The sequence below is a fragment of the Haloarcula sp. 1CSR25-25 genome (genome assembly GCF_032027985.1).
Taxonomy (GTDB): Archaea; Halobacteriota; Halobacteria; order Halobacteriales; family Haloarculaceae; genus Haloarcula.
In genome coordinates this window covers 65739-91899 of sequence record NZ_JAHYBW010000004.1, presented here as the reverse complement: position 1 = coordinate 91899, position 26161 = coordinate 65739, and the positions used below count along the sequence as shown (strand labels likewise).

Here is a 26161-nt window from a genome sequence, read left to right as displayed (position 1 = left end):
GTTCTCGTCACAATCGGACCGAACTCACGGTACGGTTTTATATCTACTTGTGCTCAGGTGGTAGTATGGGCATGACGCAGGTCAGGACCCTCGAGTGTACACTCTGTGGGGCAGAGTACGACCCGAACCAGGTCATCTACACCTGTCCCGAACACGAGGGCGTGAAGGGAATCCTCGAAGTGACATACGATTACGACGCCATCGACGACGCGTTCGACGGCGACCTGGGCGGGCCGATAGCCAGTCAGTGGAAGTACGAGGCGTTCCTGCCGGTTTCAGCGGACGCCGACGTCGTGACGCTAAACGAGGGCGGGACGGACCTCTTCGACGCGCCGAATCTGAGCGACGCGCTGGGCGTCGAGACGCTGGTCAAAGACGACGGGCGGAACCCAACGGGCTGCTTCAAGGACCGCGCCAGCGCTATCGCCGTCACGAAGGCCAGACACGCCGGCCGCGACATCATCACCTGCGCCTCGACGGGCAACGCCGCCGCGTCGCTGTCGGGGTATGCCGCACGCGGGGGGATGGACTGTCGCATCTTCGTCCCCGGGGACGCCCCCACGGGCAAGCTCGCACAGCCGCTTGTCTACGGCGCGGACGTCCTCGCCGTCAACGGCAGCTACGACGAAGCATACGACCTCAGCGTCGAAGTGACCGAGAAGTACGGCTGGTACAACCGGAACGCGGCCATCAACCCGTTCCAGGTCGAGGGCAAACGGACCGTCGGCCACGAACTCGCCGACCAGTCGGTCGCCCGGGGACACGTTCCGGACTGGGTCGTGTTCTCGATGGGCGACGGCTGTACGATAGCCGGGGCCTGGAAGGGGTTCAAGGAGTTCTACGACCTCGGATACGTCGATGACCACCCGAAGATGCTCGGCGTCCAGGCAGAGGGGGCGTCGGCCATCCACGACGCCTTCCACGACCACGACGACATCGACGACATCGCCGAGACGCTGGCCGACTCCATCGCGGTCGGCCGGCCGCGAAACACCATCAAGGCCTGCCGTGCACTGGGACAGAGTGGCGGAACGAGCGTGCTGGTCTCCGACGACGAGATTCTGGACGCCGAGACGCTGCTGGGCAGCACCGAGGGCATCTACTCGGAACCGGCGGGCGCGGCCCCCATCGCCGGCGTCCGGACCGCGCTCGACCGCGGTATCATCGAACAGGACGAAACTGTCGTCGTCGTCTCGACGGGTTTCGGCCTGAAAGACACGAAAAGCGCCGAGAAGGCGACCGGCGGGGTCGACCGGATCGACCCCGAAATCACGGAGGTCGAGCGCCTGTACGGCACGGCCGAAGAAGCCGCGGCCGACGACTGACGCCACCGGACGACTGACCTGATGCGGGCCGGCCCGCTACCCGTTTTCCGAACAGCTTTCAAACAGTGTCGGCCTGTGAGCCCCACCGTTCGAGACGAGTACGAATCGATTGGGCGCTGACCCAGAATATAGTGGGACATTTGGCTGTGTCCCGTCGACAAAATTAAACACATATATTGGTATTAGGATTTTGGTAGTTGAATTGAAAAGACAGGCGGTTGGATGGCGTTTCATGAGCGATTCGAAGGCGAAGGGGCAGTCAGTCGTCCTGTACGATATCGAAGACAAGCCGCCGTTGGGAGAGGCGATTCCGCTCGGCATCCAGCACGTCCTCGCGATGTTCCTGGGGAACGTCGCGCCCCCGCTCATCCTCGCGGGGGCCGTCGGCTCTGTCACTGGCGAGACGACGTTTCTCGTCCAGATGGCACTCATCGTGGCCGGCGTCGCGACCATCGTCCAGGCGTACCCGGTCGGGCCTGTCGGCGCGCGGCTCCCGGTGGTCATGGGGACCAGTTTCGCGTTTCTCGGCCCGCTCATCGGCATCGGCAACCAGTTCGGAATCGCCGCCGTCTTCGGGGCGTCACTCCTTGCCGCGCCGGTCGAGGTCGTCATGGGCGTTTCCTTCGACCGGTTCCGGCAGTACTTCCCGCCGCTGGTCACCGGCATCGTCGTGATGCTCATCGGTTTGACGCTCATCCCAACGGGGATGAACTACGCCGCAGGGGCATCGGCCGGCCCGTCGGCGGAGGGGTACGGCTCCTTCGTCAACCTCGGACTGGCGGGGCTCGTTCTGGTCGTCACCGTCGGGCTGAACCAGTTTTTCGAGGGCTTTCTCCGCGTTATCAGCGTGTTCGTGGGAATCGTCGTCGGCTACTTCGTCGCGCTCGCGCTGGGCGTGGTCGACCTCTCGGCCGTCGCCGCTGCCGGGTGGGTGACGGTCCCGGTCCCGCTCAAGTACGGCCTCGCATTCGAGCCGAGCGCCGTCGTCACCGTGGCCTTCCTCTATATCATCACCGGCATGGAGACCATCGGGGACATCTCGGGGACGGTGTCCGCGACCGGACGGGACGCCACCCGCGAGGAAATCCGCGGCGGCCTCGTCGCCGACGGCGTGATGAGCGTCTTCGGCGCGGTGTTCAACGCGCTCCCGAACACGTCGTTCTCGCAGAACGTCGGCCTGGTGAACTTCACCGGCGTCGCCAGTCGGTACGTAGCCGGCATCGGGGGCGCCGTTTTGCTCGCGCTCGGGTTCGTCCCGAAGGTCGGCGCGGTCGTCTCGGCGATGCCCGACGCCGTGCTCGGCGGGGGCGCGCTCATCCTCTTTGCGATGATATTCTCCTCCGGAGCGCGGCTCATCACGCAGAACGTCGAACTGGACCACCGCAACTCGACCATCCTCGCGATGTCGATGGCGCTCGGCCTCGGCGTCGCGTTCCGGCCCGAAATCCTCCAGAACTTCCCCTCGGAGGTACAGACGCTGTTCGGGTCCGCACTCGTCACCGGAGGGATGGCCGCTCTCGTCCTCAACGTCGTGTTCCCCGGCGGGAGCGTCGGGACGGGGCCGACGGAGTACACCGCTGGACTGGAACCCGACCTAGCTGAGGCGGGCTCTGGCGCGCCGCCGGTCGACGACGACTGAGGGTCGGTCCAGAACAGGCTACAGGTAGCCGTCGGCGAACTCGTCTATCATCAGCCGCCGGTCGTCGCCCAGCGGGTAGAGAATCGGACACTGACAGCCCGTGTCGGCGTACTCACGGACCTTCTCTCGGCACTGTTCGGGCGTCCCGCTGGCGGTGAGTTTGTGGACCACGTCGTCCGGGATGAGGTGCATCCCCTCTTTGATGTCGTCCTTGTCGGCCGGCCACCCGCCGATGGTCTCGCCCACCTCGTCGATGAGGTCCTGGCTGACGCCGCTGGCTTTCATGATATGAGGCTGTTGCCCGAGGTACTGCGTGATAAGTTCGCGGGCGTTGTCCAGAGCTTTCTCCTCGTCGTGGTCCATCGAGCAGACGACGAGCTGGGGACGGTCGATGTCTTCGAGCGTGCGGCCGCCGCGTTCCGCCCCGGTCTCCAGTGCGTCGAGGGCCTTCTCGTTGTACTCGGGGCTGACGAGGTAGTTCAACAGCGCGCCGTCGGCGAAGTGGCCGGTGAGTTCCAGCATCTTGAACCCGGTCCCGCCGACGTACACCGGGACGGTTCGGGGCCCGTCGTCGCCGTGGACCACGTCCAGTTCCACGTCACGCATCTGGACGAACTCCCCGTCGTAGGTGACGTTCTCCATGTCCAGCAGGTCCTGTGTCACCTCCACGCACTCGCGCATCGCCCGCAGTGCGCCGCTGCGGTCGATGCCGACCTTCTCGGCCAGCGGGTCCCACCAGGCCCCGATGCCGCACATGATGCGGTCCGGGCCGGCGAGTTCCTCCAGAGTGCTCATCGTCTGGGCGATAAGGGCCGCGTTGCGCGTCCAGTTGTTGATGACGCCGGTCCCGAGTTTGATGTCGTCGGTGACAGCGGCGTACGCGCCAAGTGGGGAGACGGCGTCGCGCGCGAGCCGCGATTCGGCCTGCCAGACCTCGTCGATACCCTGCTCCTCCGCGTACTGCACGAGTTCCACGTTCTCTGCCAGCGAGTGTTTGTCCTGCAAGTAGATACCGACACGGTCGCCTCTCTCGAAGACCTGATTGGCGCTCATGAGACATGCGGGATTCAGCGAATACAGATAAATAGATTTGCCACACACACGGTCTGTGGGAGGTGTGGCCGTTGGTTTCGGAACGCGCCCGAGTGCCCGTCAGTCCGTCTCGCGACTGTAGGACTGCAACAGCGCCGAGGGGACCGCGAGCTGGTCGCTCTTGGTCCGGATAACGGCGTAAGCCAGCACGATGATCGTCGCCAGATACGGGTAGGTCCCCATAATCTGTGGCGTCATGAGGAACTCGACAACGGGGTTCACAACGCTGGCGAGCGGCGCGTCGGGCCCCAGCGTCAGCGAGATGGACTGCGAGCGGATCTGGAGCGCGTCGAGCAGGCCGAACAGGTACGCCCCGACCAGCATCCGGCGGGGCCGCCACTGCGCGAAGATGACCAGCGCGACGGCGATCCAGCCCCGGCCCGCGGTCATGCCGGGCACCCAGAGCTGTGAGAAGGCCAGCGAGAGGTGTGCCCCGGCCGCGCCGGCGAACCCGCCGCCGATGAGCACCGCGAGGTACCGCAGCCGGAACACGGACACGCCCATCGTGTCCGCCATCTCGGGGTCCTCGCCGACGGCGATCATCTCCAGTCCGAGGTTCGAATGGTGCAGGAAGTACCAGACGACGACCAGCAGACCGAGCGCGAGGTAGTCCGTCGCCGTGCTCCGGAAGAAGGCCTCGCCGATGACCGGGATACCGACGAGGTACTGCCCGACGAGCGGGAGCGTCATCTGCGGGAAGCCCTCGATGGATTCCTCGACCCACCCGGAGCCGAAAAACGTCGTGATGCCGGTCCCCAGAAGCGTCAGCATGACGCCGCTGATGACCTGGTTCGACTTCAGCGTGATACAGAGGAACGCGTGGACCAGCGCCAGCACCATCCCGAGGAGGATGCCGACGCCGAAGCCGAGCCAGTGACTCCCCGTGAGGACGGTGGTGATGAACCCGCCGAGGGCGCCGACGAGCATCATCCCCTCGACGCCGAGGTTGAGGACGCCCGCCCGCTCGCTGATGAGTTCACCCATCCCGGCCAGCAGGAGCACCGTCGCCGCCTGGACGGTCGCATCGAGCAGGCCGGCGATGAAGCTCACCATCAGTCGTCACCCCGCTGTGGCCGGGCCGGGGTCTCGGTCGGCCCGCGCTCGATGTCGATACCGACGCGGTAGCTCTTGAAGAACTCCGCGGTGATGAGAAAGAGAATGACCAGCGCCTGGATGATCTCGACCAGCGCCGCGGGCACGCCGAAGGCCACCTCCATGCTCGACCCGCCGACGAACAGCACGGCGAAGAACAGCCCCGCGAGCATCACCTTGATGGCGCTGTTGCGACCGAGCAGCGCGATCGGGATGGCCGTAAAGCCGTATCCGGGTTCGAACCCGGCGCGGTACCGCCCCTGTGCGCCGGCGATCTCGCTGATGCCGCCCATGGCGGCGAACGCGCCCCCGACGACGAACACCAGGAGATACACGTAGAACTTGCTCATGCCCGCCTGCTGTGCGGCCTCGTGGTTCGAGCCGACGAAGGTGATCTCGAACCCGAGCCGCGTTCTCGTCATCAGGACGTAGGTCACTGCGACCATCGCGACGGCGACGAGCAGGCCGGCGTGGATCCCACTGACCAGTTCCGGAATCGTCGCGGCCTCGGAGAACCGCTCCGACTGCGGGAAGTTCCCGGTGCCGCCCTGCATCGGGCCCCGGAGCAGGTAGCTCTGGATTTCGAGCGCGACGAACGTCAGCAGCAGCGAGGTGATGATCTCGTTGACGTCCCACTTCGCGCGCATGTAGGCCGGGATGCCCGCCCAGATACCGCCGGCGACGGCCGCGGCGACGAACATCAACGGGACCAGTGCGAGCCCCGGGAGCGAGACGTTGAGACCGATCCAGGTCCCCGCGAGCGCTCCGGCGACGAGTTGCCCCTCGGCACCGATGTTGAAAAGCCCCGCTTTCAGCGGGAGGTACACCGCAAGGCCCGTGAGAATCAGCGGCACCGCCTTCGTCAGCGTCTCGGTGAGGCCGAACTCGGTGACGAGCGTGTCGAGGAACATCGTCGTGTACGCCGCGACGGGGTTCACGTCGAGGACGACCAGCGCGATGGCGCTCACCGCCAGCGCGGCCAGAACCGTGAACACGGGCGTCCCGTAGGCCAGCCAGACGGGAATGTCCTCTCGCGCGTCGACGTTTACCGCTACGTTCATCAGCTTTCCCCCTGGGTGACCCCGGACTGGGGCGGCGACGCGACCGTCTCGCCGCCCTCGTCGCCGCCGCCGGTCATCTCCAGGCCGACCCGTTCCCGGTCGGCTTCGGCCGGCGTCGTTTCGTAGACGAACTCGCCCTCGTAGACGACGAGCAGTCTGTCGCTCAGATCGAAGATCTCGTCTAAGTCCTCCGAGAGCAGGAGAATCCCGGTGCCCGCCTTGCGCTGTTCGAGCAGTGTCTCCCTGATGAACTCGATTGCGCCGACGTCGACGCCACGGGTCGGCTGGTTCGCGATGAGCAGGTCCGGGTCGCGGTAGATCTCCCTGGCCAGGATGAGCTTCTGGAGGTTCCCCCCGGAGAGGTCGCCGGCCTCGGTCTCGGTCACGTCGCTGACGCCGCGGACGTCGAACTCCTCGACCAGCGTCTCAGCGTAGTCACGGAGCGCACCGTAGTCCAGAAACGGGCGGTCGCCGAACCGACCGTCCCTGAAGTCTTTCATCGTGGCGTTGTGCATCACCGAGAGGTCCTCGGCACAGCCGTATCGGAGCCGGTCCTCGGGGACGAACGAGACGCCGCTCTCGACGAACGTCTTCGGTTTAGCACCCGTGATGTCGTCGCCGTTGACCGTAAGCTCGCCGGCCGTCACGTCCCGGATGCCGGCCATGACCTCTGCGAGTTCCTTCTGGCCGTTGCCGCTCACGCCCGCGATACCGACGATTTCGCCCTGTCGAACCGTAAGGTCGACACCGGAGAGCGCTTCGATGCCCCGGTTGTCATCAGTCTTGACGCCGCGTGCGCGCAAGACTGGTTCGCCGAGGTCGACCGCTTCCCGCTCTATCTCGAACAGCACTTCGCGGCCGACCATCATCTCCGCGAGGTCCGCCCGAGAGACTGACGACACCTCGGCGGTACCGACGTTCTGTCCCTCCCGGAGGACCGTCACCCGGTCGACGATGGCGTCGACCTCGGTGAGCTTGTGGGTGATGAAGATTATCGACAGTCCCTCGTCGGTCAGCCGTTCGAGCGAGTCGAAGAGCCGCTCGGCCTCGGTCGGCGTGAGGACGGCCGTCGGTTCGTCGAGAATCAGGAGGTCGACGTCCCGGTACAGCGCTTTGAGTATCTCGACGCGCTGTTGCTGTCCCACGTCGAGCTCCCAGATCTTCGCGCTCACGTCGATATCGAACCCGTACTGGTCAGCCAGGTCCTGAATCCGCTGTTCCGGGACGTCCAGTCCCAGCGAGAACTGTCCGGCGAGCGACTGGACGAGGCTGCTGTTCCGGACCGCCGCCGGGAGCCAACTGTCCTCGGCATCGGTGCGGAACGCCGTGGCCGGTTCACGCTCGCCGAGCACGACGTTCTCGGCGACAGTGAGACGTGGTATCAGCATGAAATGCTGGTGGACCATCCCGATGCCGGCGTCGATGGCGTCCTGTGGCGACCCCAGGTCGAGTCGCTCGCCGTCGAGATAGATGTCGCCGGCGTCCTGTGAGTAGAGCCCGTACAGAACCTTCATCAGCGTACTTTTTCCCGCCCCGTTTTCGCCAAGGAGGCCGTGTATTTCCCCGCGCTCGACGGAGAGGTCCACGTGGTCGTTGGCGACGACCCCGGGGAACTCCTTCAGTATCCCCTCCATCCTGAGCGTGGTGTGTTCGGACATGCTGTCTGGTCTTGAGCGGGTATCAACAATGTAGTGGCATAATTGTTTCCAAAGGCAGTTATATTCGCCGTCCAGAGGGGGAGATACCGGACATTTGCCAAATGTCAGTTGTCATGTGTTACGGACCGTCGCTCCGTCTGTCGCGACCCACAATAGTGTGAACATATGTTTCAGGTAGTCACCAGATAGGGCGCGACGGTACTATCTTTGTGGCATAAATTTGGAAACTTGTGTAGAGAAAGCTGCGTGAACGGAACGATTTAAGTGAATGTTTCCGCAAGGGCTACCCGGTTAGTTAATGGTTGACAAGAATCACGCCAGATCGAGACGGGAGTTACTGACAGCGCTCGGGGCAGCGGGAATCGCCGGAGTGGCCGGTTGTAGCGGTGGTGAAAGCGGCGGCGGGGGCGGGACCGACACCGCCGACGGCGAGGCCACTGACGGCACTGCGACCGGCGGTGACGGCGGGTCCGAGATGGACTCGGTCACCGCCGCCTGGGTGTACATCTCCGAGGTCGGCGACCTCGGGTGGTCCTGGGCGCACGACCAGGGACGGCAGACGGTCGACGACCAGTACGACTGGCTGGAGACAGAGTACACGGAGTCGGTTGCCCCGGGCGATTCCGAGCGGGTGTTCGAACAGTACGCACAGGGTGAGGCGGACATCATCTTCGGCTGTACGTTCGAGTACCAGGACCCGATGGCGGCCGTGGCGGAACAGTACCCCGAGAAGTACTTCGAACACAACACCGGCTACCTGACGATGGAAAACATGGGCCGGTACATGGGCCGTATCTACCAGGCTCGCTACCTCGCCGGCCAGGCCGCCGGCATCGTCACCGAGACGGATACGCTGGGATACGTGGCGGCGTTCCCGATTCCGGAGGTCATCCGTGGCATCAACGCCTACGCGCTCGGGGCCGCGTCTGTAAACGACAGCGCGACGCTGAAGGTCAGATGGACGAACTCCTGGTTCGACCCGCCGACCGAGGGCGAAGCGGCGAACGCCCTGCTCGATGAGAACGTCGACGTGATGGCCCAGCACCAGGACTCGCCCGCCGCGCTCCGTGCGGCGGCGGACGCAGGTGTGTGGGCGACTGGCTACGACGCGCCGATGGGCGACATCGCCGGCGAGAACTACCTCACGTCACCGATATGGCACTGGGAGGAGTTCTACGGCCCGACGATCGAGTCTGTCAGGGACGGCACCTGGGAGTCTGACGCGTACTGGGAGGGGCTCGAATCCGGCATCTGTAGTCTGGACGACTGGGGGCCCGAAGTGCCACAGGAGGCGAAAGACACCGTCTCGGAGTCGCGGTCGGCGATACTTGACGGGGAGCTGGACGTCTGGGCGGGCTCGGCGTTCGAAGGGGAGAGCGACGAGTTCCTCTTCCAGGAGATGGGCAGCTACGTCGACGCCGTCGAGGGTGAGGTCCCGAGCTGACCCCGTCGACGGTACCTGGCGCCAGTAGTCGCATCCGGATTGTTTTTCTTTCTTCTTAGAATGAAGGCGTTCGTGGATATTTCGAGCGGTAAAACAGATATATAACCAATTTTGACGGGATATATTTGTTCGCTGCAAGGTCAGAAATGATACGGCTTAAGTAGTTGTTTCCGCTACACCTACCCAGTTCAGCAATGGTGGACACAGACAGAGCGATATCGCGACGGACGCTGCTGGGTGCCCTCGGTGCGTCAGGGGTGACCGCGTTAGCCGGCTGTAGTGGCGGCGACGGCGGGAGCAGCGGCGAGAGCGGCGACACCGACACGACTGACGGCACCGCGACCAGCGGTAGCGGGACGGACTCGGTCACTGCCGCCTGGGTGTACATCTCGGAAGTGGGGGACCTCGGCTGGTCCTGGGCCCACGACCAGGGCCGCAAGACGGTCGACGAGAAGTACGACTGGCTGGAGACCGAGTACACGGAGGCCGTGGCCCCCGAAGACTCCGAGCGGGTCTTCGAGCAGTACGCACAGGGCGACGCCGACATCGTCTTCGGGACGACGTTCGGCTATCAGGACCCGATGTACACCGTCGCGGAGCAGTACCCCGACACGTACTTCGAGCACGCGACCGGCTACCGCACCCGGGAGAACATGGGCCGGTACATGGGCCGGATCTACCAGCCCCGGTACCTCGCCGGCCAGGCGACCGGGATGGTGACCGAGAACGACACCATCGGCTACGTCGCCGCGTTCCCGATCCCCGAGGTCATCCGCTCTATCAACGCGATGGCGCTGGGCGCGCGGTCTGTGAACCCGGACGCGACGTTCAAGATACGGTGGGTCAACGCGTGGTTCGACCCGCAGACGTCCCGGCAGGCGGCCAACTCCCTCATCGACGAGGGCTGTGACGTCATCTCACAGGAGCAGGACTCCCCGGCTCCGGTCAGGGCCGCAAACGAGGCGGACGTGTGGGCCTCCGGCTACAACGCGCCGATGGGCGAGTTCGGCGGCGACAACTACCTCGTCTCCCCGGTGTGGAACTGGGAAGAGGTCTACGGCCCGACCGTCTCCGCAGTCCGGGACGGGACCTGGGAATCCGACGCCTTCTGGGGCGGCATGGAGACGAACCTCCCGGCACTCGACGAGTGGGGGCCGGAGGTCCCACAGGAAGTCAAAGACACCGTCGCCGAGACCGAAGAGAAGATTGTCAGCGGCGAACTCGACGTCTGGGCGGGCTCGCCGTTCGAGGGCGAGAGCGACGAGTTCCTCTTCCAGGAGATGAACAGCTTCGTCGACGCCGTCGACGCCGAAGTGCCGGAGTAGGGCGCCTCGGTTCCGACGTTCGGTTTTCGCCTATACGTCGCCACACCAGTAACCGGCGGTCGGGCCGGTCAGAGCGGGCCGGCCAGCCGCTAGTCGTCAGCAGCGCGGTCGAGGTCGGGACGGGTCGCACCGCCCCACTCCTCGTAGGAGCGAAGCACCGCGCCGTTCCGAGCGCCGGTCGGCTCGCCGTCCCTGACAGCGATGTCGCCGCCGACGAGGACGTACTCCATCCCCTCGGTGGACTGGAACGGGTCCTCGTAGGTCGCGTTGGCCGACACAGAGTCGAGGTCGAAGGCCACGAGGTCCGCCACGTACCCCTCCCTGACGTGGCCGCGGTCCCTGAGGCCGAGAATGTCGGCCGGGTTGCCCGCGGCCTTGTACGCCATCAGTTCCGGCGAGAGGGTCTCGCGCTCCCGGACGTACCGTTCGAGGATGCGACCGAACGCCCCGATGGCCCGCGGGTGGGGTTTCCCGCCGAAGATGCCGTCCGTACAGAAGGTTCCGCGGTCGTCGGCGAGGAACCGCTCGATATCGTCTTCGGCCATCACGAAGTCGGCCATCGTCACGTCGAGGTCCTCCGCGACGAGCAGCTCACACATCGCGTCGACCGGGCCGCGACCCATCGCGTCGGCGATGTCCTCGATGGTGTCGCCCTGGCGGCGACCGCTTCCGGTCCGCGTGATGAGGATGTTGTCCCACGTGCCGGCGGCGTAGGCGAGGTTCTCCCAGTCGCCCGGTCGGGAGATATCGTCGGCGATCCGCGCTCGGACATCTCCAGAGCGAAGCCGGTCGAGAATGTCCGCCGACTCGCCCTGGCGTGCCCAGGGCGGCAACAGCGCGGTCAGCATCGTCGACCCGGCCGTGTAGGGGTACTGGTCGAAGGTGACACGCTGGCCCCGGTCGACGGCGTCGTCGAACAGTTCGAGCACCGCCTCTGAATCCCCCCAGTTCTGCTGGCCGCCGACCTTGAGGTGCGAGACGTGGGCGTGACAGCCGCCGCGCCGACAGATGTCGAGATACCGGTCGATGGATTCGACCACCCGGTCCGTCTCGTTCCAGACGTGAGAGATCATAAACGAGTCACGCTTGGCGAGCGTGTCCGCCAGCGCCACCAGTTCGTCGTCGCGGGCGTACGAGCTCGGCGGGTATATCATCCCCTTGGACATGCCGAACGCGCCCTCTTCGAGTGCTACTTCCAGCTCCAGTCGAATCGCGTCCAGTTCACCGGGCGCCGTGTCACGGACGGACGTGGGCCGGTCCAGCCGTCGGTCTGTGACTGGCCCGGCAGAGACGACGTGTTCGCGACTGAGCGGGCGGTCCTCGAACCCGGCCAGCATCGATCTGATGTTGCCGTGTGGGGCGTAGTACGCGCAGTTGACGGCCGGGCCGACGGATTCAAGCGCCGTGAGATAGCCGTCGACGGCGTGCCAGGGCCACGTGTCGCCGAGTGTGCCATCGAGGGACTTGACCCGTTCTTGCCACTCGTCCGTGAGGGTCGGCGGCACCGGCGCGACGCTGACCCCGTCCTGTCCGAGGACCTCCGTGGTGATGCCCTGTGTGAGTTTCTCCTCGGCCCCGGGATGCTCGAACAGTCTGAGCTCCGAGTGCGCGTGCATGTCGATGAACCCGGGCGCGAGATACGACCCGTCGAGGTCGACGACGCGGTCGGCGTCGAGAGGGCCGTCGCTGATGGCGTCGATACGACCGTCGGCGACACGAACGCTCGCGGTGAATGGCGGGCGACCGCTCCCGTCCAGCACCCGCGCGTCTCGGAACGCGAGAGACGCGGCGCTCGGCTCGGTCATGTCTGCTCACTCGGGGAACGGTCGTTTGGCTCTTTCGGTGGTCTCAACCGTGTGTGACAGCGGCCGGGTGCGTGCCACAGCGTGTCTGTCGGCCTGTGTGACGCCGCCCTGACACAATCTTCAAGACGGCGCCCCGGAACAGCTATCCAATGCCATCCGTCAGTCTCGACAGCGAGCGGTTCAGACGGCGCTTCGACACGTTCAGCGAAATCGGCGCGACAGACGCGGGCGGCGTTGACAGGCCGAGCCTCTCCGACGAGAACAAGGCGGCCCGCGACACGCTCGTCGAGTGGTTCCGCGAGGCCGGGCTGGACGTCCGTATCGACACGATGGGCAACATCTTCGGGCGGCGCGACGGGGCTGACGGCGACGCCGCGCCGGTACTCTTCGGGTCACATATCGACAGCCAGTACAACGGCGGACGGTACGACGGCGTCGTCGGCGTCCTCGGCGGACTGGAGGTCGTCGAGGCGTTCAACGACGCCGGCGTGAGGACCGAGCGCCCGCTGGAGGTCGTCGCCTGGAGCAACGAGGAGGGCGTGCGCTTCCAGCCGGACATGCTCGGTAGCGGCGTCTACTGTGACATCTTCGACCTCAAGTACGCCTACGAGCGCGAGGACAAGGAGGGCAAGCGGTTCGGCGACGAACTCGAACGCATCGGCTACAAGGGCGAGACCCCCTGTGAAGCGGACGACATCCACTGCTACTTCGAGATGCACGTCGAACAGGGGCCCTTTCTTGAACAGCAGGACATCCCCGTGGCCGCCGTCGAAGGCGTGTTCGGCTTCTCCTGGCTGAACGTCACCTTCGAAGGCCAGGCCAACCACGCCGGACCGACGCCGATGGACATGCGCCACGACGCGTTCGTCGCGACGGCGGACGTGACCCGTGCGGTCCGGCGAATCACGGCGACTGAAGGGACAGACCTCGTCGGCACGGTCGGAAGCGTCGACGTGTGGCCAAACGCCATCAACGTCATCCCAGAACGCGTGGAGTTCACGCTCGATTTCCGCTCGTACGACGACGCCGTCGTCGACGCGGCCCTCGAACGGGTCAGACAGGAGATCGCCCACGCGGCCCAACGAGAGGGGGTAGAGTACGACATCGAGGAGATCATGCGGGTCGACGCGGACCCGTTCGACCAGGGCTGTATCGACACGGTCGTCGAGGCCGCCGAGACGGTCGGCTGTGAGTACACGCGGCTGGTCAGCGGCGCGGGCCACGACGCGAATTACCTCAACAAGATAACCCCGACGAGCATGATATTCGTCCCGAGCGTCGACGGGATCAGCCACCGCGAGAGCGAGTTCACCGAGTGGGACGACATCGTCACCGGGACCGAGGTACTGCTGAACGCGGTGCAGGCGAAGGCCGCCGAGTGAGCAGGTACGCTGTCAGAGATGGTGTTGCCACAGATGTGGCACACGCCACACAGCGAGTGTGGCAGCTGTCCCAGTGACGGTCGTCTGTAGCTCCGCGGTGGCATGTCGGGGGCCTGTCCGGCAACACCGTCGTCAGATACCTGTGAACCATACATATATGGGACGCTGTTCCACAGTTTCACTAACAGGCGTGTGTACGTAGCGCATGCCGAACACTGGAGGGACCTCTGTGGACATCGAACTCACGATCAACGGCGAGCGGACAACAGTGGAAGCCGGGCCGGCGGACGACCTGGCGACGGTACTGAGACAGCACGGCTACATCGGCGTGAAGTGTGGCTGTGACGGCGGGACCTGCGGTGCGTCGAAGGTGTTCCTCGACGGCGAGGTCCGCATGGCCTGCGGGATGGCCGCGGCAGACGCCGACGGGAGTGAGATACAGACCGTCGCAACGCTGGGAACACAGGACGACCTGCACCCGGTCCAGCAGGCCTTCGTCGACAACTTCGCCGTCCAGTGTGGGTTCTGTACCCCGGGAATGGTGATCCAGGCGGTGGCGCTGCTGGATTCGAACCCCGACCCGACAGAGCGGGAGGTCAGGGAGGCGCTTTCGGACAACGTCTGTCGCTGCACCGGCTATCAGAAGCCGGTCGAAGCCGTTCTAGACGCGGCGGGCCGGATGCAGGGGGAGCAGTCGATGGCCGCGGACGGCGGCCAGCCGACCAGTCTGTCACCCCGCGGAGCCGACTCGACCGACTGCTGTGGGGGTGGCTGTGATGGATAACGACGAGAGAGCAACGGCCGACGGGGGCACGGCGTCGCGGTCAGAGCCCGTCGAGGACGAGGGATACGAGGAGCACCCGCTGGAATGGGACGAACCGGAAAACAACGACAAGGCCCCCGGCGAGCGCGACAGCGTCTCCCATCGGACCGAGAAGTACGACGACCGAAAGCTCGTCACCGGACAGGCGAAGTACACCGCCGACTACGAGGAGCGATATCCGGACCTGGCGTACGCAGCGGTCGTCCGGAGCGAGATTCCACACGGCCGCGTGACCGGTATCGACGCGAGTGCAGCCGAGGCGATGGACGGCGTCGAGGCCGTCCTCACGCCGGACTCCGACGCGGTCCCGGACGCGAAATACACGAGCGCCGGCCAGTCATATCCCGAACCGAGCCCGTGGGACATGCACGTGCTGAACGAGCACGTCAGGTACATCGGCGACCCGGTCGCCGCTGTGGCAGCCGAGGACCGGGCGACCGCGACGGCCGCCGTCGAGGCTATCGAGGTGTCCTACGAGGAGGACGAGTACGTCACCGACCCCGAGGACGCCTTCGACGAGGACGCGCCGCAACTGTTCGAGGACGACGAGGTCGAAAACGAGATCGTCGGCCACGACTACGACCGCAACCGGATGGCCCACATCGGGGGCGAACTCGGCGACGTCGACGCGGCGCTCGACGGCGACACCCACGTCCACGAGACCGAGTGGGAGACCATCCGCCAGTCCCACGCGAACGTCGAGAAGCACACCTCCCTGGCGTACACGGACGAGGACGACCGCCACGTCCTCATCACCAGCACGCAGGTGCCCAACCACACCCGCAGACAGCTCGCACACCTGTTCGACATTCCCATCCGTGACATCCGCGTCAAGAAGCCGCGGGTCGGCGGCGGCTTCGGCGGCAAGCAGGCGATGGTCGTCGAGCCGATTCCGCTCGCGCTGTCGCTGGCTATCGGCCGCCCGGTGCTCTACGAAGCCAGCCGCGAAGAGGAGTTCTACGCGATGCGCTCGCGCCATCCGATGAAAGTCCGGGCGAAGACGGCCGTGACCGATGACGGCGACATCGAGGCTATCGACATCTACGCGCTTTCGAACACCGGCGCGTACGGCAGCCACGGCATGACCGTCGCCGGCAACGTCGGGAGCAAGCCGATGCCGCTGTACTCGAAGGTTCCGAACGCCCGCTTCGAAGCCGATATCGTCCACACGAACACGCCCCAGACCGGCGCGATGCGGGGCTACGGGGCGCCACAGGGGACGCTCGCGCTGGAAGGCCATCTCGACGAGGTGGCCCGCGACCTCGATCTCGACCCCATCGAGTTCCGGCGGCGACACCACATGGAGGTCGGCGACTTAGACGAGATCGCGGGGATGATGGGCGGCGAGGGGGCGAACCGCCGTATCCGGTCGTGTGGCCTCGAAGAGTGCATCGAGCGCGGAAAGGAGGCAATCGGCTACGACGACTTCGACCAGCCGGAGGAAGACCACCTGCACCGCGGTATCGGGATGGCACTGTCCGCGCAGGGGACCGGCGTCGCCGGCGACGAACTCGGGGCCGCCCAGATAATGATGAACGAGGACGGGAGCTTCCACCTGCAGGTCGGCGGCGTCGACATCGGGACGGGCGCTGACACGGCGTTCCTCCAGATCGCCGCCGAAGTGCTGGGGTGTGATGAGGCCGACATACTCGTCAAATCCTCGGACACCGACGTGACCCCCTTCGACTACGGCGCGTACGCCTCCTCGACGACGTACATCAGCGGCATGGCCGTAAAGAAGGCCGCAGAGGACGCGAAAGGACGGATTCTGGAGTGGGGCGCGAAACTGCTCGACGAGCCGGTCGCGGACCTGGAGACCGGCGACGGAACGGTGTACAGCGAGACCAGCGGCGATTCGGTCACGCTCGAAGCCATCGGCTACGAGGCCGCCTACGGCGACGAGGAGCGAGAACACATTCTGGGGAAGGGGACCCACTGCACCGAGGAGAGCCCGCCGCCCTTCGCCGCCCAGTTCGCAGACGTGACCGTCGACGAGACCACCGGCGAGTTCGAGGTGCACAGACTGGTCGTCGCTGTCGACTGCGGCGTCGCCATCAACCCCGGCATGGCCGAGGGTCAGATCGAGGGGGCCAACCACATGAGCTACGAGCTGGCCGTCAGCGACGGTATCACGCTCGACGACGAGGGACGGGCGGAGGTGGCTGACTTCGACGAGTACGGACTGCCGTCGGCGACCGAGACGCCGCCCATCGAGTCGATTCTGGTCGAGACCCACGAGCCGACCGGCCCCTTCGGCGCGAAGTCGGTCGCCGAAGTCCCGACCAACACGGTCCCGCCGGCGCTGTCAAACGCCGTCCGGGACGCCGTCGGGGTCCGCGTCCGGGAGATGCCGATAACCGCCGAGAAGATACGGGCGAAACTGGACGAGCGCGAGGGCTAGCCCGGATTGGTACCCGTATACCGCTACAGTACCGGTGTGTCCGCGTGCCATATCGCAAATCCGCGATAGCTATTTACCGTTCTGCTCATCACGTTGCTGACATAGCCAGCGAGTTGAGTGAGTCACATGGAACTACAACTGGAAATAAACGGTGTGGAACGGTCGGTCGAAGCATCGAAGGCCGACTCGCTTCTCGACGTCCTTCGGCGGAACGGGTACACCGGGGCGAAACGGGGGTGTGACACCGGAGCCTGCGGGTTCTGCACGGTTCACGTAGACGGGGAGCCGGTGAAATCCTGTGTCGAACCGGTGACGAAAGCCGAGGGGACGTCTGTCGAGACAATCGAGGGCCTGGGCGAGCAGGACGACCTGCACCCGGTCCAGCAGGCCTTCGTCGACAACACCGCGCTGCAGTGTGGCTTCTGCATCCCGGGGATGATAATGCGCTCGACGGCGCTGCTGGAGGCGAACCCGGACCCGACCGAACAGGAGGTCCGTGAGGCGCTGTCGGACAACCTCTGTCGGTGTACCGGCTACAAGAAGATTGTCGAAGCGGTGCTCGAGGCCGCCGAGCGGATGGACGGGGAGCACGCGGTGGCAACAGACGGCGGGCCGCCCGACGACGGGGCCGGCGGCACGCTCGACTCGGGCTGTCCGCCCGGCGGGTGTGACTGCTCGGGGGACGAGCCATGAGCGACCCGGAGGGCGCATCGGACCTCGACGACGAGCCCGACGGGGCACGGGCGGAAGAGGAAGCCACCGGCACGGTGGCGGGCGCTGCGGGAGAACCGGACCGCAAGGCGCCGGCCGAGCGCGACGCCATCACGACCGACGAAGAGAAGGACGACGCCCGGAAGATCGTCACTGGCGAAGCCCGCTACACGGCCGATTACCGCGACCGGTTTCCGGACCTCGTCCACGGGAAGGTGGTTCGCAGCGACATCGCCCACGGCTACGTCGAATCGGTCGACACGAGCGCCGCCGAGGCAATGGATGGAGTCCACGCCGTCATCACGCCGTTCGACGACGTCGTCCCGGACGAACTGTACTCCAGTTCGGGCCAGTCCTACCCGGAGCCCAGCCCGTGGGACCTGACGGTCCTGCGCGAGCACGTCCGCTTCGTCGGTGACCCGGTCGCGGCCGTGGCGGCCGACGACCCGGAGACGGCCGACCGCGCCGCACGAACAGTCGACGTCGAGTACCGGGAACTGGACGGTGTGTTCGACCCCGAGGAAGCCTTCGACGAGGACGCGCCACAGCTGTTTGAACCCGACGACGTGGAGAACAAGCAGTCCGGTGCGGACTACACGAGGAATCTCGAATCCCACTTCGAGGGGGAACTCGGTGACGTGGACGCGGCCTTCGAGGCGGCGGCGGACAGGGACGACGCTCACGTGGCCGAGACTGAGTGGGAGACGCCGTATCAGTCCCACTGCGTTCCAGAGCCCCACACAACCATCGCCTATACGGACGAGGACGACCGCCACGTGTTCATCACGGCGACGCAGGTGCCCTTTCACACCCGCCGCCAGATAGCACACCTGTTCGACGTGCCCATCCGTGACGTGCGGGTGCGGAAACCGCGTATCGGTGCGGGCTTTGGCTCGAAACAGGAGATGGCGATAGAACCCATCGCGTTCGCGCTCCACCTCGCGGCCGGCCGGCCGGTCAAACTGGAGATGAGCCGCCGGGAGGAGTTCACCGCCCTGCGCTTTCGGCACCCGATGCGGATGCGGATGCGGACCGCAGTGACGGACGAGGGCGATATCGAGGCGATGGACCTCTACACGCTGTCGAACTCCGGGGCCTACGGCACCCACGGCATGACCGTCGCGAACAACGTCGGGACGAAGCCCCTCCCCATCTACCCCCGAGTCCCGAACGTCCGCTTTTCGGGGGACGTGGTCCACACGAACCTCCCGATGGGCGCGGCGATGCGGGGCTACGGCGCGCCGCAGGGCCACTTCGCCGTCGAGTCCCACATGGACGAGGTGGCCCGCGGTCTCGACCTCGACCCCATCGAGTTCCGCCTCCAGAACGCGGTCCGAGAGGGCGACACCGACCGCAGTGTCGCCATCCTGAAAGACGGCGACCGATTCACCCGGGAAATCCGCTCGTGTGGCATCCGTGAGTGCGTCGACCGCGGGAAAGCGGCAGTCGGCTACGACGACTTAGAGCAACCGGACGAGGAGCACCTGCACCGCGGCGTCGGCATGGCGCTGATCGCGCAGGGCAGCGGCGTCGCGGGCAAGGAACTCGGCGCGGCGCAGGTGAAGATGAACGAGGACGGGAGCTTCCACCTGCAGGTCGGCGGCGTCGACACCGGCACGGGCGCGGACACGATGTTCTCCCAGATAGCCGCCGAGGTGCTCGGCTGTCCCCCCGAGGATGTCGTCGTCATCGCCGCCGACACGGACCTGACGCCGTTTGACTACGGCGCGTACGCCTCCTCGACGACCTATATCAGCGGCCGCGCGGTCAAGAACGCCGCCGAGGACGCCAAAGAGCGGCTCCTGGAGTGGGGGTCGAAACTGCTCGACGAGCCGCCCGAACTGCTCGACACCGGCGACGGCGGCGTGTACAGCGAGCGGACGGGGAACCGCGTGTCGCTAGAAGAGATCGGCTACGAGGCGACCTACGGCGAGGACGAGCGCGAACACATCCTCGGGGACGGGAACCACTCGACCGACGAGAGCCCGCCGCCCTATGGCGCGCAGTTCGTCGACGTGACCGTCGATACGGAGACCGGCGAGTACGAACTCAACAAGCTGGTGTTCGCGGCCGACTGCGGCGTCGCCATCAACCCCGCGCTGGTCGAAGGACAGATCGAGGGCGGCGAGCACATGAGCCTCGAATACGCCACCAGCGGCGGCCTGACCTTCGACGACGAGGGGAACCCGGAAGTGCTGGGCTTTCGCCAGTACGGGATGCCACGGACGACGGACCACCCCGAGATGGAGACCATCCTGGTCGAGACCCACGAACCCACGGGTCCGTTCGGCGCGAAGTCCATCGCAGAGCTCCCGACCAACGGCGTGCCGCCGGCGCTCTCGAACGCCATCCGCGACGCCGTCGGTATCCGGCTGACCGCGTTGCCGTTCACCGCGGACGACCTGAAGGCGGCACTCGAGGCGCAGTCTGATGGCGGGGACTGAGTTGTCGCGCGGTCGGTTTTCTGCCGAAAAGCGCCACACGCGGCGCACCTTGTCGTGTGTCGGGCAAACCATTAAGAACGATTCACCGAAATCCCGACAGTATGGCGTACATCGGGTTTCTGCTGACAGGCGGCCCCTTCGACAGCGAGCGGTGGCGCACCGCCTACGAGCTGGGGCGTGCGGCGCTGGACCAGGGCCACGCGGTGAGCTACTTCCACTACCTCGACGGCGCGCTCGTCCCCGTCGCGGACCAGACGCTGCCCGGCTGTTCGGACAGCGGGCTGTACGACGAGATGCCGACCGAGAAGTTCCAGGAACTCATCGCGGACGGGGCGGAGGTCATCTGCTGTGGGCTCTGTGTCGACGCCCGGGGAATCGACGCACCTGCCGACTACCCGGAGGGCGTCGAAGTCGGGCTGCTCCCGGACCTCGCGGACATCATCGGCGAGGCCGACCGGGTGGTTTCGCTATGAGGCGGGACGTCGTCGTGATGCTCACCCGCGCCCCGTACGGCCGAGTCCACGCCCCGGAGGGGCTGCGCGCCGCCCGCGGGGTGGCGGCCGGCTTCGACAGGCACGACGTGACCGTGCTGTTCACGGGGGATGGCGTGTACGGCGCTCGAACAGCTGTCGACCGCGACGCGCTCAACATGACAGGGCACGTTGCCGACCTGGCGGAACAGGGCGGACAGATGGTCGCGGACCGCGTGGCGATGGCCGAGCGCGGCGTCGGCGAGGGCGAAATCGCCGACGACGTGGCAGTCTGGTCGGGCGACCGCGTCACCGCCAGCATCCGCGACGCCGACCGGACACTGGACTTCTGACAATGCTGTATCTCATCGACAAACCGATGGCCGAAATCGGACTGCGAACCGCCGCCGGGGACCCCGAGGCGCGTATCGTCCTGATTCAGGACGGCGTCTACCTCTCGCCGGACGTCGACGCGCCCGTCTCGGCGGTCGCGAGAGACGTGGACGTGCGCGGCGTCTCCCTACCGCCAGACATCGACCGGGTATCGTACGACGACGTGGTCGAAGCCCTCGTCGAACAGGAGGTCAAGACCTTCGTATGAGCCTGTTCGAACGGCTCGACGAACTGGCCGCGCGGGGAGAGCCGGCAACGCTGCTGACCATCGTCCGGAAGGACGGTAGCGCACCGCGGGACGTGGGGGACAAGATGGTCGTCACCGCCGACGAGGAGTACGGGACCATCGGCGGCGGCACCGTCGAACACCTCGCTGTCCAGGACGCCCGCTCTGTGCTTTCCGGGGCCGACGAGCCCGGCGTCAGGACCTACGAACTCGAACCCGGCGGTAACACGGGCATGGTCTGTGGCGGCGAGATGGACGTGTTCATCGACCGCGTCCGCGGCCAGGCCCGGCTCTACATCGCCGGCGGGGGCCACATCAGCGTCGAGCTGGCTCCCCTGGCGGAGCGACTGGGCTACGCCGTCACCGTGGTCGACGACCGAGAGGCCTACGCCGACCCGGCGCAGTTCCCCGAGGACACCGAGGTGGTTCACGGCGACTACGGCGACGCGCTCGGCGACCTGCCGATGGGGCGCGAGACGGCGGTGGCGGTGGCGACGCGGAGCGGAACGTTCGACCAGGACGCCGTCGCCGCGGCGCTGGACGGCGGGGCAGGGTACGTCGGCCTCGTCGCCAGCGAGACCAAGGCCCAGCACGTCCTGGATTCGCTCGCCGAGTCGGGGTACGCCCGCCGAGACCTCGGGCGGGTCCGGACGCCGGTGGGGCTCGACCTCGGCGGGAGCGGGCCGGCCGCCGTCGCGCTCTCTGTGCTCGCCGAGGTCACCATGGACCGCCACGACGCGACCGGCGAGCGGGCCACGCGCCTGGACCTCGACGAGCTCGTCGTCGTCCGCGGCGGCGGCGACCTCGGGAGCGGCGTGGTCTACCGGCTCCGGCAGGCCGGTTTCCCGGTCATCGTCACCGAAGTCGAACGACCGACGGTCGTCCGGCGGGCGGTCGCTTTCGGCGCGGCCCTGTACGAGGAAGAGGTTTCGGTCGAGGGCGTCACCGGCCGGGCGGCAGCGGATATCGACGATGCGCTCGGGCTGCTCGCCGACGGTATCGTCCCGGTGCTCGTTGACCCCGAGGCGACCGTCGCCGACGAGCTCGACGCCGCGGTTCTGGTCGATGCAATCATGGCGAAAGGGAAGGTCGACACCGGCACACGGAGGGGTGACGCCGACGTAGTTGTCGGGATGGGACCCGGTTTCGAGGCCGGGGAGGACGTGGACGCGGTCGTCGAGACGGACCGCGGGCACGAACTCGGCCGCGTGTTCTACGAGGGGACGGCGAGCGAGTACGACGGCGAGCCCGGGGAGCGGCGGGGCTACACCCGCGAACGAGTGCTCCGTGCCCCGGCCGACGGTGACTGGGCCCCGGCGGTCGCCATCGGCGACAGTGTCACAGCCGGCGAGGTGGTCGGCACCGTGGACGACCGGCCGGTCGAAACCGAGATAGACGGTCTCGTCCGCGGCCTTGTCCACGGCGGCCTCAGCGTCGAGGAGGGCGCCAAACTCGGCGACGTGGACCCCCGAGGCGAGTCCGTCGACCCGACGAAAATTTCGGATAAGGCGCTTTGCCTCGGCGGTGGCGTGCTGGAAGCGGCGCTCCGACTCGGGTAACGGATTGCTCGAATACTGGATTCAAGTAGTATAGTTAGAAGCGTCCTGAACCGCAGTAGAGAGGTCCTACGAACCCTCAGCGGCTGATCGGCTCGACCGTCGGGTCGTCGAGCGTGACGCCGCGTCCGGCCGTGACGCGCCCCACACCGCGGTAGAACACGTCGGCGTCGTCGAACGCGGCTTCGAGGTCGGCGGTCGCCTCCGGCGGGACTGCGACGAACAGTCCGCCGCTGGTCTCGGCGCTCTCGCCGGTGGTCAGACCATAGCCGAAAAGCGACGATAGAGCGGGCGTCCCGGCGATGACCGGGAGATGCGTCAGCTCGATACCGACGTTCGACCGGTCGGCCACGACGCGGCTCTGGCCGGCGAGGCCGAAGCCAGTGATGTCGGTCCCAGCGGTCGCGTATTCCCGGCATGCGAGTGCCGCGTCGCGGTTCGGGGTCGTCATCCACGCGACGGCCTCCGAGGCAATCCGGTCGAGCGGGCGGTCGGCGGCGTCGGTGACAGTCTCGACGAACTCCTCGTCGGTTACGCGGGTCGCCCCCATAGCCGGCTGTGTCCCGAGCGGTTTGGTCAGGTAGAGACAGTCGCCGGGGCTCGCTCCCTGCGAGGTGAGCAGGGCGTCCGGATGTGCCGTCGCCGAGATGGCGCCGCCGGCGAAGGGCCAGGGACTCATGATGGTGTGGCCGCCGGCGATGACGCCGTCCATCGCGTCCAGCGCGTCGGCCATGCCTCCGAGTATCGGCGCCGCGCTGTCGGTCAGTTCTCTCGGGAGCCCGAGGACGACCAGGCAGTCGAGGTTCTCGACAGCACCCGTGGCGAAGGCATCGCTTGCGGCGTTGCAGGCCGCGATACGGCCGAAGTCGTACGGGTCGTCCACGATAGGGGTGAAGAAATCCACCGTCGAAACCAGCGCGAGATCATCGGTGAGTCGGCGCCCGGCGGCGTCCTCGCCGATACCGAAAAGCAGCGCGTCGCTGTCACCGGTGAGGCCGGCATCGGAGAGCAGCGAATCCAGGTCGCTTTGCCCGACCTTGCAGGAACACCCGTGGAGTTCGGTGAACTCCGTCAGGCGAGCCCTCTCCTCGTCGGTGTCGGTCGCCGCGTCGCGGTCCACGCTCAGGCCTCCGATAGCGACGCCATCTCGGTCACCCGGAGTTCGAGTTCGAACTCGTCGGTCTCCCCGGCGCTCTCCGCAGTCGTCACGTCGATCCCGTGGGTCGTACACATCCGGCGGAGGTTCTCCTCGGCCGGTGGGTAGTCGCCACGGACGAGGAGCGTGTCGCCGGGGTCGAGGTCCGAGAGCGCCTGGCGGACGATGAGCGCCGGCCGGGGACAGATTTCACCGCGGACGTCTACGCGAGCCATACCGCATTCTGTGTCGTCGGGCCACAAAAACGCTATCGGCGCCACACCCCTTGCCCCGGCAAGCTATTTTTGTCTGTCCCGCGCAGCGACCGTATGCACATGGCTGATGCGCTGGGCCTGGGTTCCAGCGCCGCCGTCGCCTTCGTCGGTGCCGGTGGGAAGAAAACCGCGATGGGGCGGCTGACAGTCGAGGGGACAGGGGAAGGGTACGACGTGGGCTACACGACAACGACGGCGATGCCGCCGCCACCTGACCTGCCGCTTGCGCTCACCGGCCCGGACCGGTGGCGCGCCGACCTCGAAGCACACGAACCGCCGGTTGCCGTCGCTCGGGAGAGCGTAGCCGACCCGGCGCGAGTCGACCGAAAGGTCCGCGGTTTCGAGGCGAGCGTGGTGGAGCGGATGTTCGACGCCGGGCTGTTCGACTGGCTGCTCGTCAAGGCCGACGGCGCACGCAAGCGGGAGTTCAAAGCCCCGGGTGAGAGGGAGCCAGTCGTCCCGGACACGGCGACCCACGTCGTGCCAGTCGCCTCGGTCGCTGCCGTCGGTGCCCCACTGACGACCGATGTGGCCCACAGACCGGAACGGGTGGCGGACGTCACCGGTCTCGAAGTCGGCGATACGATTACGCCAGCGGCTGTCGGGACAGTACTCACGCATCCCGAGGGCGGCCTCCGGAACGCCCCAAGCGAGGCGTCTGTGATACCGCTTGTCAACAAAGCCGACACCGGGACACGGCGGCGTATCGCCAGAGACGTGCTCGCCCGCGCGCTTTCCCGGACTGAACGGTGTTCTCGGGGCGTCCTCACGTCGTTCCGGTCGGATGTCTGTGAAGTCGTCTCCGCGACGGCCACGCGGGAGGGACAGCGGTGACGGACTTCGAGGGGAGATCCAGCATCGTCGCTGGAGGAGGGCATCAATGAGCAGTCGAGACCGAGCGACGGTCGGCGGGGTCGTCCTCGCCGCTGGACGGGGCTCGCGGTACGAGTCGGGCAACAAACTGCTGGCGACCGTCGACGGCACGGCAGTCGTCCGGCACGTCGCCGAGACTGCCTGCGAGTCGTCGGTGTCGGACGTCGTCGCCGTCCTGGGATACGAAAACGCGGCTGTCGCGGCGGCGCTGGAGGGGCTGTCCCTATCGCTTCGGCACAACGGCGAGTACGCAAGGGGCCAGAGCACGTCGGTCCGGCACGGCGTCGACTACGCACGGGAAGCCGGCTGGGACGCCGCCCTGTTCCTGCTGGGTGATATGCCGTTCGTACGGGCCGGAACTATCGAGGGGCTCGTCGAAGCGTACCGTTCAGGAACTGCGACAATCGTCGTCCCCGAACACGATGGCACGCGGGGTAACCCCGTGCTGTTCGACGGCTGTCACTTCGGGGCACTCGCCTCGGTATCCGGCGACCGCGGGGGTCGAGACATCATCGAGACCAGCGAGCGGACAGCGTTCGTCGATGTCGACGACCCCGGAATCCACTGGGACATCGATACCGACGCAGACCTCGTCGAGTTCGCTGGCCGGCGTGACGGCCAGTGATTCAAGGGGGTGATAGTGGAATGCCCGGGCGTTGGAACGGGCTATCAGGACGGCCGATGCGGTCGTCGCGTACAGTCAGGCAGCGACGGACGGCTCGCTCGTGTTCACCGCGGGTCAGATTCCGAGGACACCCGACAGAGGCCCGCTGGACGACGAGCCAATCGCCACACAGGCAGACCGGGCGCTGCCGAACGGCCAAGCGGTGCCGGCGTCGGAAGGCCTGGAGCTTCGCGACGTCGTGAAAATGACCGTCTCTCCCGACGACATCGAGGACTCCGAGGCGATGAGCCACACGTACGCCGGCTTCTTCGACGAGGAGTCCCCGGCCCGCAGTGCTGTCGAGGTCACAAATCTGTCGAAGGGCGTGGGCGTCGAAATCGAAGCCATCGCGACGACCGAGTGAGCG

Annotated in this window: 23 protein-coding genes; 16 read left to right on the top strand and 7 right to left on the bottom strand. The window is 66.5% G+C overall.

Annotation, left to right across the window (positions count from 1 at the left end):
- Positions 1-65 precede the first annotated feature (65 nt).
- Together thrC and KZ498_RS13265 are read left to right on the top strand one after the other, a co-directional pair.
- Positions 66-1325 carry a threonine synthase gene (gene thrC / locus KZ498_RS13270; RefSeq protein WP_312619407.1) on the top strand — a complete coding sequence of 420 codons (1260 nt, stop codon included), beginning with the start codon at positions 66-68 and terminating at the stop codon, positions 1323-1325.
- Between the two features lie 232 nt (positions 1326-1557).
- On the top strand, positions 1558-2964 hold the full coding sequence (locus KZ498_RS13265) for a nucleobase:cation symporter-2 family protein (RefSeq protein ID WP_312619406.1): 1407 nt from the start codon (positions 1558-1560) through the stop codon (positions 2962-2964).
- Between the two features lie 18 nt (positions 2965-2982).
- On the opposite strand, the gene KZ498_RS13260 is transcribed toward KZ498_RS13265, so the two are convergent.
- The 4 genes from KZ498_RS13260 to KZ498_RS13245 all read right to left on the bottom strand — a co-directional run bounded on the left by KZ498_RS13260 (position 2983) and on the right by KZ498_RS13245 (position 7867).
- Positions 2983-4017 (bottom strand): LLM class flavin-dependent oxidoreductase, encoded by a 1035-nt coding sequence (locus KZ498_RS13260; protein WP_312619405.1) that lies wholly within the window; start codon positions 4015-4017, stop codon positions 2983-2985.
- Between the two features lie 99 nt (positions 4018-4116).
- Positions 4117-5109, bottom strand: coding sequence for an ABC transporter permease (locus KZ498_RS13255; RefSeq protein ID WP_312619404.1), 993 nt, complete (start codon positions 5107-5109; stop codon positions 4117-4119).
- Entirely contained in the window at positions 5109-6209 is a 1101-nt protein-coding gene (locus KZ498_RS13250) for an ABC transporter permease (protein WP_312619403.1), read from the bottom strand. The genes KZ498_RS13255 and KZ498_RS13250 overlap by 1 nt, the downstream gene beginning before the upstream one ends.
- Positions 6209-7867 carry an ABC transporter ATP-binding protein gene (locus KZ498_RS13245; protein WP_312619402.1) on the bottom strand — a complete coding sequence of 553 codons (1659 nt, stop codon included), beginning with the start codon at positions 7865-7867 and terminating at the stop codon, positions 6209-6211. The genes KZ498_RS13250 and KZ498_RS13245 overlap by 1 nt, the downstream gene beginning before the upstream one ends.
- Positions 7868-8165: 298 nt before the next feature.
- On the opposite strand from KZ498_RS13245, the gene KZ498_RS13240 reads away from it, so the two are divergent.
- Together KZ498_RS13240 and KZ498_RS13235 are read left to right on the top strand one after the other, a co-directional pair.
- The gene (locus KZ498_RS13240) at positions 8166-9311 is read left to right on the top strand and encodes a BMP family ABC transporter substrate-binding protein (protein ID WP_312619401.1); all 1146 of its coding nucleotides are present in this window, start codon (positions 8166-8168) and stop codon (positions 9309-9311) included.
- A 194-nt stretch (positions 9312-9505) separates the two neighbouring features.
- Positions 9506-10636, top strand: a complete 1131-nt coding sequence (locus tag KZ498_RS13235) for a BMP family ABC transporter substrate-binding protein (RefSeq protein ID WP_312619400.1) — start codon at positions 9506-9508, stop codon at positions 10634-10636.
- Positions 10637-10725: 89 nt separating this feature from the next.
- Here the strand turns inward: KZ498_RS13235 and KZ498_RS13230 are convergent, their stop codons facing one another.
- Positions 10726-12441 (bottom strand): D-aminoacylase, encoded by a 1716-nt coding sequence (locus KZ498_RS13230; protein WP_312619399.1) that lies wholly within the window; start codon positions 12439-12441, stop codon positions 10726-10728.
- Positions 12442-12590: 149 nt separating this feature from the next.
- On the opposite strand from KZ498_RS13230, the gene KZ498_RS13225 reads away from it, so the two are divergent.
- The 9 genes from KZ498_RS13225 (at position 12591) to yqeB (ending at position 22850) form a co-directional block, all read left to right on the top strand.
- Positions 12591-13823 (top strand): Zn-dependent hydrolase, encoded by a 1233-nt coding sequence (locus KZ498_RS13225; RefSeq protein WP_312619398.1) that lies wholly within the window; start codon positions 12591-12593, stop codon positions 13821-13823.
- 205 nt (positions 13824-14028) lie between these two features.
- Positions 14029-14607, top strand: a complete 579-nt coding sequence (locus tag KZ498_RS13220) for a 2Fe-2S iron-sulfur cluster-binding protein (RefSeq protein WP_312619397.1) — start codon at positions 14029-14031, stop codon at positions 14605-14607.
- Positions 14600-17047, top strand: coding sequence for a xanthine dehydrogenase family protein molybdopterin-binding subunit (locus tag KZ498_RS13215; protein WP_396276126.1), 2448 nt, complete (start codon positions 14600-14602; stop codon positions 17045-17047). The genes KZ498_RS13220 and KZ498_RS13215 overlap by 8 nt, the downstream gene beginning before the upstream one ends.
- Before the next feature lie 126 nt (positions 17048-17173).
- The gene (locus tag KZ498_RS13210) at positions 17174-17740 is read left to right on the top strand and encodes a 2Fe-2S iron-sulfur cluster-binding protein (protein WP_312619395.1); all 567 of its coding nucleotides are present in this window, start codon (positions 17174-17176) and stop codon (positions 17738-17740) included.
- Positions 17737-20202, top strand: a complete 2466-nt coding sequence (locus KZ498_RS13205) for a molybdopterin cofactor-binding domain-containing protein (protein WP_312619394.1) — start codon at positions 17737-17739, stop codon at positions 20200-20202. The genes KZ498_RS13210 and KZ498_RS13205 overlap by 4 nt, the downstream gene beginning before the upstream one ends.
- Before the next feature lie 101 nt (positions 20203-20303).
- Positions 20304-20675 carry a DsrE family protein gene (locus tag KZ498_RS13200; RefSeq protein WP_312619393.1) on the top strand — a complete coding sequence of 124 codons (372 nt, stop codon included), beginning with the start codon at positions 20304-20306 and terminating at the stop codon, positions 20673-20675.
- Entirely contained in the window at positions 20672-21025 is a 354-nt protein-coding gene (locus KZ498_RS13195; protein WP_312619391.1) for a DsrE family protein, read from the top strand. The genes KZ498_RS13200 and KZ498_RS13195 overlap by 4 nt, the downstream gene beginning before the upstream one ends.
- Before the next feature lie 2 nt (positions 21026-21027).
- Entirely contained in the window at positions 21028-21273 is a 246-nt protein-coding gene (locus KZ498_RS13190) for a hypothetical protein (RefSeq protein WP_312619390.1), read from the top strand.
- The gene (gene yqeB, locus KZ498_RS13185) at positions 21270-22850 is read left to right on the top strand and encodes a selenium-dependent molybdenum cofactor biosynthesis protein YqeB (RefSeq protein ID WP_312619389.1); all 1581 of its coding nucleotides are present in this window, start codon (positions 21270-21272) and stop codon (positions 22848-22850) included. Before KZ498_RS13190 ends, yqeB begins: the two co-directional genes overlap by 4 nt.
- Positions 22851-22926: 76 nt before the next feature.
- Here yqeB and selD read toward each other — a convergent pair whose 3' ends face one another.
- Both selD and KZ498_RS13175 read right to left on the bottom strand, forming a co-directional pair.
- Positions 22927-23967 (bottom strand): selenide, water dikinase SelD, encoded by a 1041-nt coding sequence (gene selD / locus KZ498_RS13180; protein WP_312619388.1) that lies wholly within the window; start codon positions 23965-23967, stop codon positions 22927-22929.
- Between the two features lie 2 nt (positions 23968-23969).
- A complete protein-coding gene (locus KZ498_RS13175; protein WP_312619387.1) occupies positions 23970-24218 on the bottom strand; it encodes a sulfurtransferase TusA family protein in 249 nt (82 codons plus the stop codon).
- A gap of 93 nt (positions 24219-24311) precedes the next feature.
- Here KZ498_RS13175 and yqeC point away from each other — a divergent pair, with 93 nt between their 5' ends.
- Genes yqeC through KZ498_RS13160 form a run of 3 tightly spaced genes read left to right on the top strand, consistent with a single transcriptional unit; the run spans position 24312 to position 26158 of the window.
- Positions 24312-25091: a selenium cofactor biosynthesis protein YqeC gene (gene yqeC / locus KZ498_RS13170; RefSeq protein WP_312619385.1), complete on the top strand. Its 780-nt coding sequence runs from the start codon at positions 24312-24314 to the stop codon at positions 25089-25091.
- Positions 25092-25137: 46 nt separating this feature from the next.
- Complete coding sequence (locus KZ498_RS13165) at positions 25138-25755, top strand: nucleotidyltransferase family protein (RefSeq protein WP_312619384.1); 618 nt, start codon at positions 25138-25140, stop codon at positions 25753-25755.
- A gap of 31 nt (positions 25756-25786) precedes the next feature.
- Entirely contained in the window at positions 25787-26158 is a 372-nt protein-coding gene (locus tag KZ498_RS13160) for a Rid family hydrolase (RefSeq protein WP_312619383.1), read from the top strand.
- Positions 26159-26161 lie beyond the last annotated feature (3 nt).

Bases quoted from the DNA above. Each gene is read 5' to 3' on its own strand.
- KZ498_RS13210 (WP_312619395.1), top strand. From the start codon at position 17,174: ATGGAACTACAACTGGAAATAAACGGTGTGGAACGGTCGGTCGAAGCA.
- KZ498_RS13220 (WP_312619397.1), top strand. From the start codon at position 14,029: ATGCCGAACACTGGAGGGACCTCTGTGGACATCGAACTCACGATCAAC.
- KZ498_RS13200 (WP_312619393.1), top strand. From the start codon at position 20,304: ATGGCGTACATCGGGTTTCTGCTGACAGGCGGCCCCTTCGACAGCGAG.
- KZ498_RS13250 (WP_312619403.1), bottom strand. From the start codon at position 6,209: ATGAACGTAGCGGTAAACGTCGACGCGCGAGAGGACATTCCCGTCTGG.
- KZ498_RS13245 (WP_312619402.1), bottom strand. From the start codon at position 7,867: ATGTCCGAACACACCACGCTCAGGATGGAGGGGATACTGAAGGAGTTC.
- KZ498_RS13225 (WP_312619398.1), top strand. From the start codon at position 12,591: ATGCCATCCGTCAGTCTCGACAGCGAGCGGTTCAGACGGCGCTTCGAC.
- KZ498_RS13165 (WP_312619384.1), top strand. From the start codon at position 25,138: ATGAGCAGTCGAGACCGAGCGACGGTCGGCGGGGTCGTCCTCGCCGCT.
- KZ498_RS13215 (WP_396276126.1), top strand. From the start codon at position 14,600: ATGGATAACGACGAGAGAGCAACGGCCGACGGGGGCACGGCGTCGCGG.
- thrC (WP_312619407.1), top strand. From the start codon at position 66: ATGGGCATGACGCAGGTCAGGACCCTCGAGTGTACACTCTGTGGGGCA.
- yqeC (WP_312619385.1), top strand. From the start codon at position 24,312: ATGCACATGGCTGATGCGCTGGGCCTGGGTTCCAGCGCCGCCGTCGCC.
- KZ498_RS13260 (WP_312619405.1), bottom strand. From the start codon at position 4,017: ATGAGCGCCAATCAGGTCTTCGAGAGAGGCGACCGTGTCGGTATCTAC.
- KZ498_RS13205 (WP_312619394.1), top strand. From the start codon at position 17,737: ATGAGCGACCCGGAGGGCGCATCGGACCTCGACGACGAGCCCGACGGG.
- KZ498_RS13195 (WP_312619391.1), top strand. From the start codon at position 20,672: ATGAGGCGGGACGTCGTCGTGATGCTCACCCGCGCCCCGTACGGCCGA.
- KZ498_RS13190 (WP_312619390.1), top strand. From the start codon at position 21,028: ATGCTGTATCTCATCGACAAACCGATGGCCGAAATCGGACTGCGAACC.
- KZ498_RS13230 (WP_312619399.1), bottom strand. From the start codon at position 12,441: ATGACCGAGCCGAGCGCCGCGTCTCTCGCGTTCCGAGACGCGCGGGTG.
- KZ498_RS13235 (WP_312619400.1), top strand. From the start codon at position 9,506: ATGGTGGACACAGACAGAGCGATATCGCGACGGACGCTGCTGGGTGCC.
- KZ498_RS13175 (WP_312619387.1), bottom strand. From the start codon at position 24,218: ATGGCTCGCGTAGACGTCCGCGGTGAAATCTGTCCCCGGCCGGCGCTC.
- KZ498_RS13255 (WP_312619404.1), bottom strand. From the start codon at position 5,109: ATGGTGAGCTTCATCGCCGGCCTGCTCGATGCGACCGTCCAGGCGGCG.
- KZ498_RS13265 (WP_312619406.1), top strand. From the start codon at position 1,558: ATGAGCGATTCGAAGGCGAAGGGGCAGTCAGTCGTCCTGTACGATATC.
- KZ498_RS13240 (WP_312619401.1), top strand. From the start codon at position 8,166: ATGGTTGACAAGAATCACGCCAGATCGAGACGGGAGTTACTGACAGCG.
- yqeB (WP_312619389.1), top strand. From the start codon at position 21,270: ATGAGCCTGTTCGAACGGCTCGACGAACTGGCCGCGCGGGGAGAGCCG.